This window comes from Pantoea sp. App145 (assembly GCF_047947045.1).
Classification (GTDB): domain Bacteria; phylum Pseudomonadota; class Gammaproteobacteria; order Enterobacterales; family Enterobacteriaceae; genus Pantoea.
The window spans coordinates 114,209-128,427 of record NZ_CP133292.1; the positions used below are offsets into that span (position 1 = coordinate 114,209).

The window sequence follows — 14,219 nt, forward strand, 5'->3', positions numbered from 1 at the left end:
TTTTGCTGTGTGTAATCAGTAATCAATGCAATCAAATCTCCTGATAAAGTTCGCTATAGCTAAGTGCCATTTTTTTTGCGGAGTAGTTTTTCGAATAATTGTTTTTGGCATTTACTGACAGACTGACCTTGTCGCTGAAAAAATAGTGCTCATCAAGGCAGTCAATCAGCCCCGATGTTGTTTTATTAAATAAAAACCCACTTTTCTCCTCCCAGGAATTAAGGACTTCTCTATGTGGCTCGATATCTGAACAGATGAATGTCTTACCCGAGGCCATTGACTCAATCAGGGCTAATGGAAGACCTTCCGCGTGAGAGGCTGAAATAAAACAATCAAAATCTTTATACAGTGAATAAGGTTGATCGGTACTACCATGAAAAATAACCTTTTCGTTGTTAAATCTACTGCGGAGATGTTCTTCATCAGTACCCGAACCAATAATATGCAGTTCAGCGCGCTTCCCCTCGCACCAGGTTTCAAACGCTTCCAGAATTTGCTGAACATTTTTCCTTTTGTTTAGCACCCCCAAATAAAAATAATGCACCACATTGCCATGATTCTGATGTTGTAGAGAAAGCGGCTGTTCGACACCATTGGGGATGGCAGTCACCTTCTTCATTGCGTGATGATTTACACAATGTTTCATCACCGCATTTGAACAGGCAACTTTGTAGAAATGACGAATCATGAAGCGTCCGACCAGACCTTCAAGCATCCCTTTAACAAATCCTTTGGTCTGCACGAAATCCACTTCAAAATAGTTATGTATGGTGGTGACCTGTGGAACTGAAGCAAACGAGAAATAATTGAAGATATCGGAGACCGTGCAATGACTATGCACAACCGAAAATCCTCCTTTCCGGATAAACTTCAAGGCCTGTAAAACGGCTGTTCGTTTGAATATGGTGACTTTCGCTCGTGTAGCAAACTCCCCTTTACGTTCGCCATCATTAAGAGCCAATACTTCAATGTTATAAAAGTCAGGCAGGTTTTTTATTATGGTCAGACATACGTTTACTGGCCCCGCGTTTTTTAAACTCGGGACAATAAAAAGGATCTTGTTTTTCATTTAATGGTGTCTTTTAAAAATTGATAAATTTATCTATGTTTTATCCAGTACCCGTCATAGTCGATATCGTTGAGGTACTTATCAAAATCTTTTTCGCTATAACTCAGCAGAAATACCGGGCTTGTCCAGGCGTAGGACCATAAGCCCCCCATCGACAACGTCCTTCTCTGGGTATAGATATTGATGACCAGCAAACTTAGCAGGGCAAATACCACTAGAAAATTCCTAAGCAGAATGCGAAATTTGACCGAGTTAACCCCGGCAGAAAACAAATAGATATAGCAAAGCCTGATCGCGAGCAAATATTGAGCAATGTTAAGGTAGCGACCCATTGCCGTGTATGAAATAGACATGATGAAACAGCTGGGAATGAATACATTCAGGAATCTATCGAATCCTTTCAATTCACTTTTACTCAGCAAATAAAAGATCAGAGAAGCAAATCCAAGCAACCGCGTAATGAGTGCAACAACAATTGTATTGCTATCGTTGGGGGAGGAACTAAAAGAACCGTCAACATATCCTCCCATTGCATAGTCACCAACACCCATAAAAGAGATGCTGGGCAGAATCGATCGCAATGCAACAGCACTCAACAGGCCAAAAAATATGCTCAGGGGAATGACAAATTTCTTTTCAACTCTAACGAAAAGGCTTCCTAAAAATACCAGCAATACAAACGCCATGGAAAAGTGCATGAGTATTGAAAGTGCAACAAATAGTCCACATCGTATCTTGCCACGGCTGTAGTAGCTGGTAACCGCATAGATCATAAATACCAGTGAAGTACCGTAGCGAATGCCCAATACCAGGTTTAAGATATTGAGTGTTGAAAACACAGTAAAATAAGTTAATGCCAGTTTCCCGGAAGATACCGGACGATCTTCTATCCCTGAATTTTTTATCAGCGTCACATTTCTGAACGAGGCCAGTAACAAATAACACATCAGCCCGCCATAAAAGGCAGGAATAAAAAAGAACGGGATTTTCAGCAACTGGAATATCCAGCCATTGACATAAAGCAGGACATCAGTATGCACCCCGGCAATATCTGAAAATCTTGTTCCCGGACCATAGGCGCTGATCTCCAGATAGCGCCGGTAGAGATCGCCCAATGGCGGAATCTTAATCAGCAGGAAAAAGTAGAACATCGACATGACAAAAAATGGCAGACGGTTCATTCCCTTTTTATCCAGAGAGAAAAAGGAAAGTGCCAAACCGCCTAATGGAATAGTCATGCTCATTGCTAAGCTCAGGGGCATTAGCTTATTCAGTCTCATAGTCATGAGCGCACCTTACATTATTGTCAGTGATTCTTTATTTCTGGATACCAATAAGCTTTCTGACTTTGTGCTTAGCCAGTATCAGCAGATTGTCAATGCCAGGATAGCTCATAAATTCTTTAAAATTTATCTCATCTTTCCTGTTCTGCTTATCCTGAAAATAGAGAGAATTAAGATGCTGACGACTCAGATGTGCTTTATGTGTGGTAATAAATTTCTGATATCCCTGCCAGGCCTTACTTCCTGTTGTAATTCTTGGCCGATCATCTTCAATGTTCACCACATAAGTTGCATCATTCATTCTGTAACATGCGCCGTAACGCAAAATCATGCGATACCAGAGATCATAATCCTGCCAGGCCGGAAAAGTGGTATCAAAACCGCCGATATTTTTCATCATCACCGTTTTAATAAATACCTGGTTCCCAACCCAGTTTTTAAATCCCATCATATTTAACGTGACATCACCGGTATATTCTTTCCATTTGCGTTCGATATCCCTGTTCTTGAAGATCATATTGGCACAGAGGAATGATTTGTTCAGCCTGCGACTGGCTTCGACAAAGTTAGCGATCCTTTCACTTAAGAAATAATCATCATCATCAAGACCGGTGATAAACTCACCCTGTGCAATTTCAATACAGCGATTGCGGGCATAGCAGGCCCCCATCGGTACATCGTTTTTCAGATAAACGATCCGATTGTCACTCTTTTGCATTTCAGCGATGACGACTGCGGTGTCATCTGATGAACCATCATCACAGATAATAATTTCCAGATTTTTATAAGTCTGGTTTTGCACCGATGCGATTGCGCTCTTAACCAGCGACGAACGGTTATGCGTGGGAATGTAAACTGTGACCAATGGCTGTGCTGTGTGCCTGGCATTCATAATCTTATCTCCATGCATAGAAAATAATATGCATCTTTATTTTTAGATAACGTATTTATAATAAAAATTAATTCACCTGATTCGTTTAATAACTGCTATTACCCTTTACCAACGGATTCATATGAATATTGAATATCGCTGTAACTGTAGTAACCATTGGCGCGGATTTTGGCCCCATTCAGAATAAAGCCATTCACTGTGATACCGCTGCGCTCAAAACGACGCAGACTAATTTCGATTTCTTTTACTGTATTTTTTGCACAGCGAACCACCATCATCGTGGTTCCGGCGTAGGTGCCGATAATTTCCGCATCTGTCACCGCCAGCACCGGAGGCGTATCTATCACCACCAGATCGTAATTTTTCTCCGCCCACCGCATTAACTCGCCAAATCGTTTACTCATCAAGAGTTCGGTAAAACCCTGAGCAACTTTGCCACGAGCGATAAAGTGCAGGCTGTCACTGATTTCAACCGGCAGAACTGCTGAGATCGGATAATCCGCCGCAAGTATTTCCGCTAACCCTGCCTTACCCGGGATATTGAAAATTTGATGTGCAGTCCCCTTGCGTAAATCCGCATCAATCAACAGCACTTTTTTTCCTGTTTGTGCAATTACTGCACTGAAGTTAGTGCTGACGAATGTTTTCCCTGCACTCGCGCTGGCACCCGAAATCATCAGGATGTTGTTACGTGCTTCAAGCATGGCAAAATACAGATTGGTACGCAGGCTGCGCATCGCTTCAATTGCCAAATCGTCAGGATTTTCACGTAGCAGAAAAGCCGAAGACATTTGGCAGGACTTTTTCCGATTCCTTTTTTCCAGCCATTCCGAATACGGAATGCTGGAATACACCGCCATGCCGCGTTGTTCTAACTCATCTGACGATTCCACAGCCTTATTCATCGCTATTCTGATAAAGATCACTGTCGCTGAGACAAAAAATCCCAATAACAGGCCCTGAAAAACAATAATGAGTTTTTGCAGTGACAGTGATTCGGAATCATCGACCGCGCTATCGACAATGCGGACGTTGCCTATTGCGCCGGAAATGGCGACTTTCAGTTCCTGCTGCCTTGCCAGCAAACGCATGTAGATATCATGTTTAGCATCCACGTTCCGCGTCAGGCGCAATATCTCCTGCTGGATAAGGGGCATGCCGGAAATCTTCTCATTCAACTTCGCTTTTGCTGTCAGCAACGTGTTACGTTTTTCCTGCAGGGTCTTATAAGCCGGATGATCTTTGGTATAAAGCTGCGCAATTTCAGACTCGCTGATGGTGAGGTCATTCAGCTGGCTATCAATAGCTACCGACTGGTCAAGAACAGACTGCGCCTCTAACGGCAGATCAACCGTCCCATTAATCTCTCTGGCGGCATTGAGCTTATCTTCATAGTGATCTAAATCACTACGGACAATCGGCAGTTGCTGATCTAAATACGCCAGACTTTGACTATCCTGCGCCGCCTGCTCGCTGATATTCTGGCTCAGATAATGCGATGCGATATTATCCAGGATCTTAATGGTTTCACTGCGGCTATTACCTGTCAGTGTCAGGGTCAGCATGCCGCTATTCATGACAGGGTCCAATACTGTCAGATTACGCATCACCGCGTTGATTGCATTTAGCCGTGAGGTATAGGTTGCGATAAATTGCGCACCAGGCAGGGCACTAATTCTGTCTGCCAGAATCTTCACCCCCGCCTGACCGGCCACTTTGCCGGTTTCAGCAATGAATGATTTATTATGATAGTCAACCTGATAGTGATGACTATCAATCACCGTTAATGTGGCCTGGTCCGTTTTATCGTCCGTTGCCCCGGGGAGATAGAGCTGACTTACATCAATTTCGCCCCCGGTTTCACCCGTCAGCTGCGCTAGCGCATTACCTACTATCGGTAAACGCTTTGGTTGTACATTGGCCTGTAAATTCAGGTCATCCACTGTCTCACCGATAATCTGTCTTGACTGTAACAGCTTCACATCAATTGAAGAGACCGGCTTACCGTCTGGCATCAGGCTGCTGCGGCTGGCCAGAACAGTATTGGTCGGTTCTGGTTCAACCTGAATCAGCGCGTTTGCCTGGTACGTGGCGGGCAATAGAAAGGCGTAGCCCAAAGCCAGCAGCATAAAACCAGTGGTGATACCCAGAATCAAATGGCGCGAGTCAAGCAACTCTGCGCAGAGCCGGCTGACCTCAACGCCATCTTCTTCTTCCCTATAAATACTCACAACGGGTTTTGTTGCCATGATTTCATCCTGTTATCTTGCTGCATAATTTACAGGCATAGCCCGCGCCAAATGACAGACAGGCAAATATCTGCGGCAATCTCCATATTGAGATTTTTCGCAGTAATGGCTGCCAGTGGCGAGTGCGCCATAAAATGAATCAATGCCAGAGAGATTAACAAGGCGGCGTTAAAGTGTATGCGCTGCTGTAAAGTAGTCATAAAAGTAAATCCAATCAATTACATCACTGAATATTTTATTTTACGTGTTTGCTGTAAAAATCTTAAAAATGCGAAACCAGTTCTTCCGTAAAGGCATCATTAACAATGAATTCATTTCAATAGCGAAAGCGACTGACTTTTACGGATAAGAATCCGTCCCGTATCTTGTCCAGCAAGCGCCATTTACTGGTTAAATCGTGGGATTGCGCCAGTGAATAATTAAGTGTATTAACCACCTGTATCGCTACATCAATCTTTTCCATTTTCAGCAATTCGAGCCGACTAAAAAATCCGGTATCACAACCATTCAGTGTAAAATGACTGTCGAACACGCTCGCACTTATCGCAGAAAATTTCTCCACCAAAGAGCGATAGATCACCAGGCCTAAACCTAATGATTTTACGTTTACTTCAGTATTGATCTTCAGGCCATCACTGGTTTTGCATACCGAATCGTTAATGATTGGATAGTATACTTTTCCATCCAGTCGGCCCCGGATACTCGGTATCTGTAAATCCACACCATTTTCATGATAACGATCCAGTCTTTTTATATATTCTTTGTTCAGAATGCTGTCATCATCAAAGAAAATAAATCGCTCGTACCTCTCACTGACTCTGATGACGTCGTTGCAGACTTCACCGAGCGGCAGGTCACCAATCGACTCTTTAATATCGATACTATTCACAAAAAAGCCCAGCGTATGAATAAAATCCTTATCAAATTGCAGTGGATTAGGTCCCCGGTTGATAATCAGAAGATCCGTATCAGCATAGGTCCTGTTCATCATGCAATTCAGTACGCGTGAGTCTTTATAGTTTTTACCACTTAAAATCACTACGAATATAGTTTTACGCATAGGAAAACCCTTAACCATTGAGTTTAGCGTTTAAAAGCAGTCTCTTTTGCAGGACGGCAATTTCATTTACTCACAGCTATCGTCCATTTTTTTCTTCTGCATAGGTGTAGTTATATGGGCTATATCCGTAGACATAATAACTACTCATTTTATTGACCACGCCATTAAGAACGCATCCTTTAATTTCCACCCCTGCGCTTGCAAAACGTTTAATGCTGACTTCGACTTCCCTGAGCGTATTAACCTCAAACCGTGCCACCAGCATCGACGTACCGGCATGGCGTCCAATAATGGCTGCATCAGTTACGGCCAGAATCGGTGCAGTATCAACAAGGACCAGATCATAATTGTTGGATGCCCAGGCTAAAAATCCTTCAAATCTTTTGTGAGAGAGCAATTCCGCAGGATTCGGCGGAACACTTCCGCGAGCAATAAAATCGAATGCTGCACAGGGGATCTTCTTATCTAACTCCACTGGGTTCACTGCGCCAGTGATAATGTCCGACAATCCCTGCGTGCCCGTATGGTTAAACAGCTTGTGGGCATAACCTCTGCGCATATCTGCATCAACAAATAATACCCTCTTGCCTGATTGAGCCATCACTGCTGCTAAATTACTGGCAATAAATGTCTTACCCGCATTTTGTGTGGGACCAGAGATCATCAGAACATTGTTTCTGGCTTGCATCATGGCAAAGTAAAGACTGGTGCGCAGACTGCGCATGGCTTCAATGGCAATATCAGCAGGATTCTCGATCGCCAGAAATTTGCTCTCTGAAACGGAGTTCTTCCCTTTGAAGCGTTTTGCTTTCCCGCTGTTATTCAGTTTACTGAGCCATTCGGACAGCGGGACACTGGCATAAACGCTAATACCCTGCTCTTCCAGCTGTTCAGGAGATGCAATTCTGCGGCGCAGCAGAATTTTCAGCACGATCACAAGTAGTGCAAACATCAAACCAAAAACCAGACCTGTGACAACCACCATCGGTTTTTGGGGCTGGACGGGTTTAGGTTGTGTGACGGCCGTGTCAATAATACGCACACTGCCGATGACGCTGTTCTTCGATACATCCAGCTCTTGTTGACGATTGATCAGCTGCATGTAAACCGCGCGGCCAGAATCCACATCGCGGCTCAGTCGCTCAACTTCCTGTTGGGTCGCGGGCATTTCGGCGACACGGTTATTCAGGTTATCGCGTTCCTGCAATAAGGTCTGACGCTTTTCAAGTAACGTCTTATACGTCGGATGACCTTTGGTATACAGCTTGGAAATATCAGCTTCAAGGAAAGCAAGCTCATTCAGCTGGCTATCAACATTCACCATCTGATCAAGCAGGGATTTTGCTTCAAGTGATAAATCTACTGAGTCTTTCTGACTACGATAATGATTAAGTTTGTCTTCTGCGGTATCGAGATCACTACGCACCTGCGGCAGTTGCTGGCCGATAAAATCGAGACTTTGTGAATCCTGGGCCGCTTGTCGGATAACGTTCTGATCTAAATAGTTCTGGGTGATATTGTTGAGGATCGAACCTGCCCTGGCTTTATCGTCGCTGCTCAACCTCAGCAGCAGGATCCCGGTATCTTTACCCTGATCCTCCACGCTGAAGGCATCCTGCAGAGTAGCAATCGCGGCCCGGCGTGAAACATATTGAATGGTGAACTGGGTTCCCGGCTGAGCATTCATGCTGTCAACATTCAGAGCGATGCCATCGCGGGTCACGAGCTTACCCACTTCACCATCAAACTGAATGTTATCACCCTCAACATGAAAGCGGTTGTTGTCCAAAACCGTCAAGGTCATATGCGGGACATCTTTGCTGGTCCGCGGCATATATAACCGGCTGATACTGAGTTTGCCCGGCACTTCTCCGGTCATTCTTGCCCAGCCACGACCAAATAGCGGAAAATAGTTCTGACTAATAACGGCCTGTAAGTTCAAATCCTCTACGGTTTTTCCGAGGATCATGCGCGATTGCAGCAATGCTATTTCGGGTTTAGCAACTGACTGCGTATCCGGCAGTATCTGGTTAATACTTTCGAGGATGACATTACCCTGATTTTTCTCAATCCGAACCATCGCATTTGCCTGATAAACCGGCGTGGCGAATAACGCATAGGTTACCGCAAGCATCGTGGAAACGATTGCCGCGCCAATAATCAATTTACGATGATCAAGCAGCTCACCGTACGCGCGCCCCAAATCGATTTCATCTGATTCGGCGGTGATGATTTTATGTTTGATAGCCGTCGTCATGCCATGATTCCTGTGTAATCAGCCAGTGAGCCTTTTTGCCCCACGCTTACAGGCCTGATCGATAAGTTGAAAAACGGTTCGCAAGCTTCCGTGTTTTGGTGCCAGGTATTGATAATGAATCGCTGGCTTAACCCGTGCCCAAATAGCATGATTTTCCCTCTTACCTGAGGCGAACGCGCAACCATCAGCACATCACCAATGCCGAAACGATATCGAATTTTTCTAATTTCATCTTCCAGCGACTGGCTGGAAATCATCGTTTTCAGTTGCAATGACTCTATTAATTTTTGGTATTAATGGAGAGAGGAGATCCGATATTCATCGGTATCAAACCTGCATCCATTTACTTAACCAGATCTTGACTACTCATGGATAAAACATGTTCAGAAACCAGGACGCAGGCAGGAAAAATAAAACAGATATCGCGGTACCAGATAGCCTGCAAGAAAATGTCTTCGTCCTGGTTGGCACTATCTGCCTATTAAGGTCAAAAGAATATAGCCTCTTTCCGAAAATACGAGAAATGCTGACAATGCATACTCAATGACAACCTTATTCCGGTATCTCGCTATTCCTTTCTGACGCCTTGATTTACTTTCCATAGCGTAGTTTCCCGATTGATATAATAGCGTCAGGTAGAATATTAAAATCTCTAACCTCCGGTTTTTAAAGAAGGATTTTTAGTGATTTTCAATGTTTTTCAGAATCTGGACATGGCGTCATAAACAAGCCTGAATATTTTTTTCAGACTCAGATCACTGAACATAACGGCTCTTTGAGACGCCACCGCAAGGATATTTGATTTAGTGATTATCTTATAGCGATTGTAGGAAAGAGGTGATAGGCCTTGATATGAATGCGTACGAAGAATAAAAACAGGCAGGCTAAAACACTCAAAAAATCATCATAACTACAGAGGGTTATGACATGCCCATCATAATGACACTCAGGTCAGAACTGATCGACAGCGTAAGGCCTTCAGATTCCTGCCACAGGGCATTTCATTCCCTTATCACCCCCAATCTAAAGTAACAGTCATCGGTATTACGCCCTGGCTTTTCACAACCCTCACGAGACGCCTCCCATGGCACATTGATAACCTTTATTGCAGTTACTTATTTTTCTTTTAATGTTTAATGGTCTGTTACTGCGATTTATCTTAGTACCAGACCTTACAGCAAAGCCATTGCCAGATTCTGACCATTTGGGTTACGAGTGATTATTAATATGTGTTCATAATACCTGCATCACATTCATGATTTCTTATTAAGAAAGATTTTAATTCAGGCTAGTCGTCACTTCTCTGCGGAAAATACAATCATCAATTAACATAGAGGCTCGCAGCAACATAGTTATGTGCTGTGAGTAAACCAATGGGCGTGCAGATCACCCCTTCTTTAAACAGGGGGTAAACAATATCAGGATGAGAATGTTGGCGACAGGTCCAGTGAAAAGTACGCTCCCGAACAGCATCATCCCATTCATCGTGGCATCTGACTATAAAACACGACTAATCTGCGGACTTATTATCAGGGTGTCACTGCTATTAATCTGATTTATTGAAAATGGACTTCACTATTTTTATATAAACAACCACACTACCCACCAAATAAAATGCGTAAAACAATGAGTGAGAATATATATCCATCTGAATAAATAGCAGCCTATCAGATAAATATACATTTTGTTCATAAGTAAACAACAAAAATAACTATACATATGAGAGACATGAAATGTACTCTAACGCAATATGGATCATGTTAGAAAAATCAGTCAATATTATCGGGCTGATATATATTAATTCACTTATGGCGAAGTACATTGGACCTGAAAACTTTGGGAAAATAAATATTTCAACCTCGCTGTTTATATTTGTGCAAACATTATCATGGTTTGGTGGTCAGAATATTCTATTTAAACGCATGAGTGAGAGAACAAAATCCGGAATCGCAATGGCGATACACACTCAGAACCAACGGCGGATCCTCTTTCTCCTGTCATCAGGTGCAATTTTAATTTATCTCTACTTATTCACTGATTCGATTGTGTTTTTATTTGGTGTGGCCAATTGCATTGCCACATACTATATCGTGATGGATTTCTTTTCCATTTACAACAACACTCAATTAAAGTCAAAGATCAACACAATAACCAATGTGATTGGGTTGTCTTTCGCGTTATTAATCAGATTTAGTATTTCGCACTTCGAAATGCCGGTTTACTATTTCACAATACCCATTATCATCATCCCCCTCATCCCTTATATCATGCGCCTGATATATTTTAAATACACGACCAAAATCGAAGATAACAGCAAAGGTGCTGGCGTGTATAACAGGTACATGCTATACACCGGGGGGACATTAATTTTATCGAGCCTGTCAGTAGACATATACACTCAGATATCGGGTATCTTTTTAACCAAGATACTTTCTTACTCAAATCTGGGAGTTTATAGCGTCGCATTAACAATAGGAAGCGCCTGGTCGTTCATTGTTTTGGCATTAATCACGAGTTTCTTCTCAAAGATATATAATGAAAAAGACCAGGCAACCATCGATAAGCTACTGATTAAAATCAATCGAATTGTCATCCTGATTTCTCTTATCGCTTTATGCGGATTTTATCTTTTTGGTGATTTTTTTGTACATTTACTATATGGAGATAATTATATAGCTTCAATTAATATCATCCCCATCATAATTATTGCCACAATGTTCTCTGCGTTAGGGACAATTTGTTACAGATATATAATAAAAGAATCCGGGTATAGTTACCTGGCTAAGAAGATGTTTTTATGTTGCATATTAACAATACCATTGTCCTGGATGATGATTAGTACATTTGGGATTAATGGCGCTGCCTATTGCTTTTTGATTGTAGAGGTTTTGTCTTGCACTTTACTTAATTATTTCTTCGGAAATAAAACAATCATCAAAATGCACCTTAATATTTTCAATCCAAGGGTATTAAAATGAGAATGATCAAGCAAACAGTTAGATCGGCTCTGCAAATGAGCGCTAACACCTTCCCTGAGTTTTATGCTAAAGCTCACTACTTTATCAGGTTCAAGCGAAAATTAAACTTATCAAACCCCACCAGCTTTAATGAAAAAATTCAATGGCTTAAGTTCAATGAACTTAACAATGATATCTACACGCAATGTGCTGATAAATATAAGGTCAGAGAGTATGTTTCCTCTAAAGGGTGTGGTGAAATCCTTAATATCCTCTACGGTGTGTATGATAAGCCACAAGATATAGATTACGATGCGTTACCTGAAAAATTTGCACTTAAATGCAACCATGGAGCAGGATATAACATAATATGCAATAATAAATCATCCATGGACTTTGAGAAAACAAACAAAAAACTCACTGAATGGTTAAAACAGGACTACTCGGCGAATTTTGTTGAGCCACAATATAGAAAGATAGAAAGAAAAATCCTATGTGAAAAGTTCATTGAAAATGAACGCGGTGGTTTTCCTGACGATTATAAATTTTACTGTTTCAATGGTAAACCCTACGCGGTAATGGTTTGCGTAGGACGAGACAAAGGAACACCTAAGTTCTATTACTTTGATATGAACTGGAACCCTCTTCCTTTCGAGGACACGATTAAATTAATCAATGAAAATCAGCACCCAAAGATGCCTGATGGTTTTGATATAATGAAAGATTACGCCATTAAATTAGCATCTGATTTTAAGTTTGTCAGGGTTGACTTCTACCTGCTAAATGGCATGGTTATTTTCGGCGAACTGACATTTACCCCTTCAGCGGGACTGGATGTTGCTTTACAGGAAGCAGATAATGTTTTGGGCAGCCAGCTAAAATTATAGTGTGCAAAACGATATAGATACTGACTATTGGAACAGATAACTACGTTACCACTTAGTCTGGCAATAACCACAAGTCGGCAATTCAGCGGTATGCCGCCTTGGTTAGGAATTAAAAGGGATCCACATTCTCCTTTCCTCAGTTCCCGTCACAAAATACCTGCATGAAATACGTTTGAGTCAGGACTGACAGCCTGGTGAGAACGACTACATCTGTATGGCATCTCCTGGTCACGGTTTCATATGGAGTCAGTTAGGGAGCTACGTGTTCAAAATCAGCTGCAATATACACCTGACCCGCACCGCTCCCTCTCAACCACATGACCTGAACGCGACATTTTCACAGTTTTTCCACCAGCGATTTCAATTGCGCAATGACAGCTTCTTTCTCATCTGCGGTATCTCCACCCCTGGACCAGGTTGACTGACGGATAACCAAACGCGTCGGCAACAATTCGCGGATCCTTATCTGCGGAGCCGCCATCTTCTGGATTAACAATTCAACGGCCCGCTTACCCAGCTTATTAAAATTCTGCGCAACGGTCGTGAGCGGCGGCTGAAAATAGAGGCTGTCCGCCGTATCGTCATAGCCGGTGACGGAAACCGCCCTGCTCCCCGTGCGATTCAGTTGCGCCAGTGCGCTTAACACGCCGAGGGCCATCTGGTCGTTCGCCACGACAATCGCGCTGATCCGCGGATACTGATGCAACAATTCGAAGGCCTTGTGCCAGCCGCTGGCCGCACTCCAGTCACCAAAGACCGTCACGGCGTTGCTCACCCCCAGCCGATGCAGCGTTTCACGCCAACTGCTCAGGCGCATGCGTGCCGAAACCGAACTTTCCGGCCCGGCAAGTAGCCCAAACTCCCGGTGCCCTAATTCCCACAGATGGGTTACGCAGGCCCCGCAGCCATCAAGATGATCAAACCGCACGCAGCAAACATCGGTCTCCGGCGAGATATCCAAAAACAGACAGCAAATATCCGGGTTTTCGCTCACCAGCTTTTCGGCAATGCTGCCTTCCAGCGGCAAATTTATAATCACACCGCGAATATTCTGCGCGCGGAACTCATTCAGCCGCGCCTGAAGTGAGGCGTAATCTGCCATTACTGGCATAGCAATCGCCACTTCCAGTTGATGTATACCCGCGTGGCTTTTCACTGCGGCGGCGATTTGCGATGGCGCATGCAAGGTCAAGGACGCGGTGATCAAGCCAATCGACGGTGCGGACTTTCCCGCCAGTAATTGTGCCGAGCGATTTGGCACATAGTGCAACGCCTGCATCGCACGGATGACTTTATCGCGGGTACGTTCAGATACCACATCAGGTTTATTCAATACTCTTGAAACGGTTTGCTCAGACACTCCCGCTGCGCGAGCCACATCTTCTAATGTTGCCGTATGGCGCTGCATCGTCTTCTCCTTTTTTCCTCGACAGTAATGTCGTCCGCTAACATTTTATGTCTAACTGACGACAAAAATCCGCCAATTCCGTCGTGTTTCGTGATCGATAGTGAGTTTCGCCTCCGCCAATATTGTGGATTTAAACAAAATATCTGATAACTCATCC

The 14,219-nt window shown here is 43.3% G+C and carries 10 protein-coding genes; 2 read left to right on the top strand and 8 right to left on the bottom strand.

Annotated features, from left to right (window positions below; translation table 11 throughout):
• Window positions 1-31 precede the first annotated feature (31 nt).
• The 7 genes from RCF31_RS23360 to RCF31_RS23390 all read right to left on the bottom strand — a co-directional run bounded on the left by RCF31_RS23360 (window position 32) and on the right by RCF31_RS23390 (window position 9,082).
• Window positions 32-1,069: a glycosyltransferase family 4 protein gene (locus tag RCF31_RS23360; protein ID WP_416414063.1), complete on the bottom strand. Its 1,038-nt coding sequence runs from the start codon at window positions 1,067-1,069 to the stop codon at window positions 32-34.
• A 29-nt stretch (window positions 1,070-1,098) separates the two neighbouring features.
• Window positions 1,099-2,355 carry an EpsG family protein gene (locus RCF31_RS23365; protein WP_416414065.1) on the bottom strand — a complete coding sequence of 419 codons (1,257 nt, stop codon included), beginning with the start codon at window positions 2,353-2,355 and terminating at the stop codon, window positions 1,099-1,101.
• 31 nt (window positions 2,356-2,386) lie between these two features.
• Window positions 2,387-3,244, bottom strand: coding sequence for a glycosyltransferase (locus RCF31_RS23370; protein ID WP_416414067.1), 858 nt, complete (start codon window positions 3,242-3,244; stop codon window positions 2,387-2,389).
• A 98-nt stretch (window positions 3,245-3,342) separates the two neighbouring features.
• On the bottom strand, window positions 3,343-5,493 hold the full coding sequence (locus RCF31_RS23375; RefSeq protein WP_416414068.1) for a polysaccharide biosynthesis tyrosine autokinase: 2,151 nt from the start codon (window positions 5,491-5,493) through the stop codon (window positions 3,343-3,345).
• A 316-nt stretch (window positions 5,494-5,809) separates the two neighbouring features.
• Entirely contained in the window at window positions 5,810-6,553 is a 744-nt protein-coding gene (locus RCF31_RS23380; protein ID WP_416414069.1) for a hypothetical protein, read from the bottom strand.
• Between the two features lie 76 nt (window positions 6,554-6,629).
• Window positions 6,630-8,810, bottom strand: coding sequence for a polysaccharide biosynthesis tyrosine autokinase (locus RCF31_RS23385; protein WP_416414071.1), 2,181 nt, complete (start codon window positions 8,808-8,810; stop codon window positions 6,630-6,632).
• Window positions 8,807-9,082 (bottom strand): hypothetical protein, encoded by a 276-nt coding sequence (locus RCF31_RS23390; RefSeq protein WP_416414073.1) that lies wholly within the window; start codon window positions 9,080-9,082, stop codon window positions 8,807-8,809. Before RCF31_RS23390 ends, RCF31_RS23385 begins: the two co-directional genes overlap by 4 nt.
• Before the next feature lie 1,485 nt (window positions 9,083-10,567).
• On the opposite strand from RCF31_RS23390, the gene RCF31_RS23395 reads away from it, so the two are divergent.
• Entirely contained in the window at window positions 10,568-11,788 is a 1,221-nt protein-coding gene (locus tag RCF31_RS23395) for an oligosaccharide flippase family protein (RefSeq protein ID WP_416414074.1), read from the top strand.
• Entirely contained in the window at window positions 11,785-12,654 is an 870-nt protein-coding gene (locus tag RCF31_RS23400; protein ID WP_416414076.1) for an ATP-grasp fold amidoligase family protein, read from the top strand. The genes RCF31_RS23395 and RCF31_RS23400 overlap by 4 nt, the downstream gene beginning before the upstream one ends.
• A 337-nt stretch (window positions 12,655-12,991) precedes the next feature.
• On the opposite strand, the gene RCF31_RS23405 is transcribed toward RCF31_RS23400, so the two are convergent.
• A complete protein-coding gene (locus tag RCF31_RS23405; protein WP_299456696.1) occupies window positions 12,992-14,062 on the bottom strand; it encodes a LacI family DNA-binding transcriptional regulator in 1,071 nt (356 codons plus the stop codon).
• Window positions 14,063-14,219 lie beyond the last annotated feature (157 nt).

What these genes read in the sequence shown, in the direction of transcription:
- RCF31_RS23360 (WP_416414063.1), bottom strand. Translation starts at nt 1,069, where the DNA reads ATGAAAAACAAGATCCTTTTTATTGTCCCGAGTTTAAAAAACGCGGGG.
- RCF31_RS23365 (WP_416414065.1), bottom strand. Translation starts at nt 2,355, where the DNA reads ATGACTATGAGACTGAATAAGCTAATGCCCCTGAGCTTAGCAATGAGC.
- RCF31_RS23370 (WP_416414067.1), bottom strand. Translation starts at nt 3,244, where the DNA reads ATGAATGCCAGGCACACAGCACAGCCATTGGTCACAGTTTACATTCCC.
- RCF31_RS23375 (WP_416414068.1), bottom strand. Translation starts at nt 5,493, where the DNA reads ATGGCAACAAAACCCGTTGTGAGTATTTATAGGGAAGAAGAAGATGGC.
- RCF31_RS23380 (WP_416414069.1), bottom strand. Translation starts at nt 6,553, where the DNA reads ATGCGTAAAACTATATTCGTAGTGATTTTAAGTGGTAAAAACTATAAA.
- RCF31_RS23385 (WP_416414071.1), bottom strand. Translation starts at nt 8,810, where the DNA reads ATGACGACGGCTATCAAACATAAAATCATCACCGCCGAATCAGATGAA.
- RCF31_RS23395 (WP_416414074.1), top strand. Translation starts at nt 10,568, where the DNA reads ATGTTAGAAAAATCAGTCAATATTATCGGGCTGATATATATTAATTCA.
- RCF31_RS23400 (WP_416414076.1), top strand. Translation starts at nt 11,785, where the DNA reads ATGAGAATGATCAAGCAAACAGTTAGATCGGCTCTGCAAATGAGCGCT.
- RCF31_RS23405 (WP_299456696.1), bottom strand. Translation starts at nt 14,062, where the DNA reads ATGCAGCGCCATACGGCAACATTAGAAGATGTGGCTCGCGCAGCGGGA.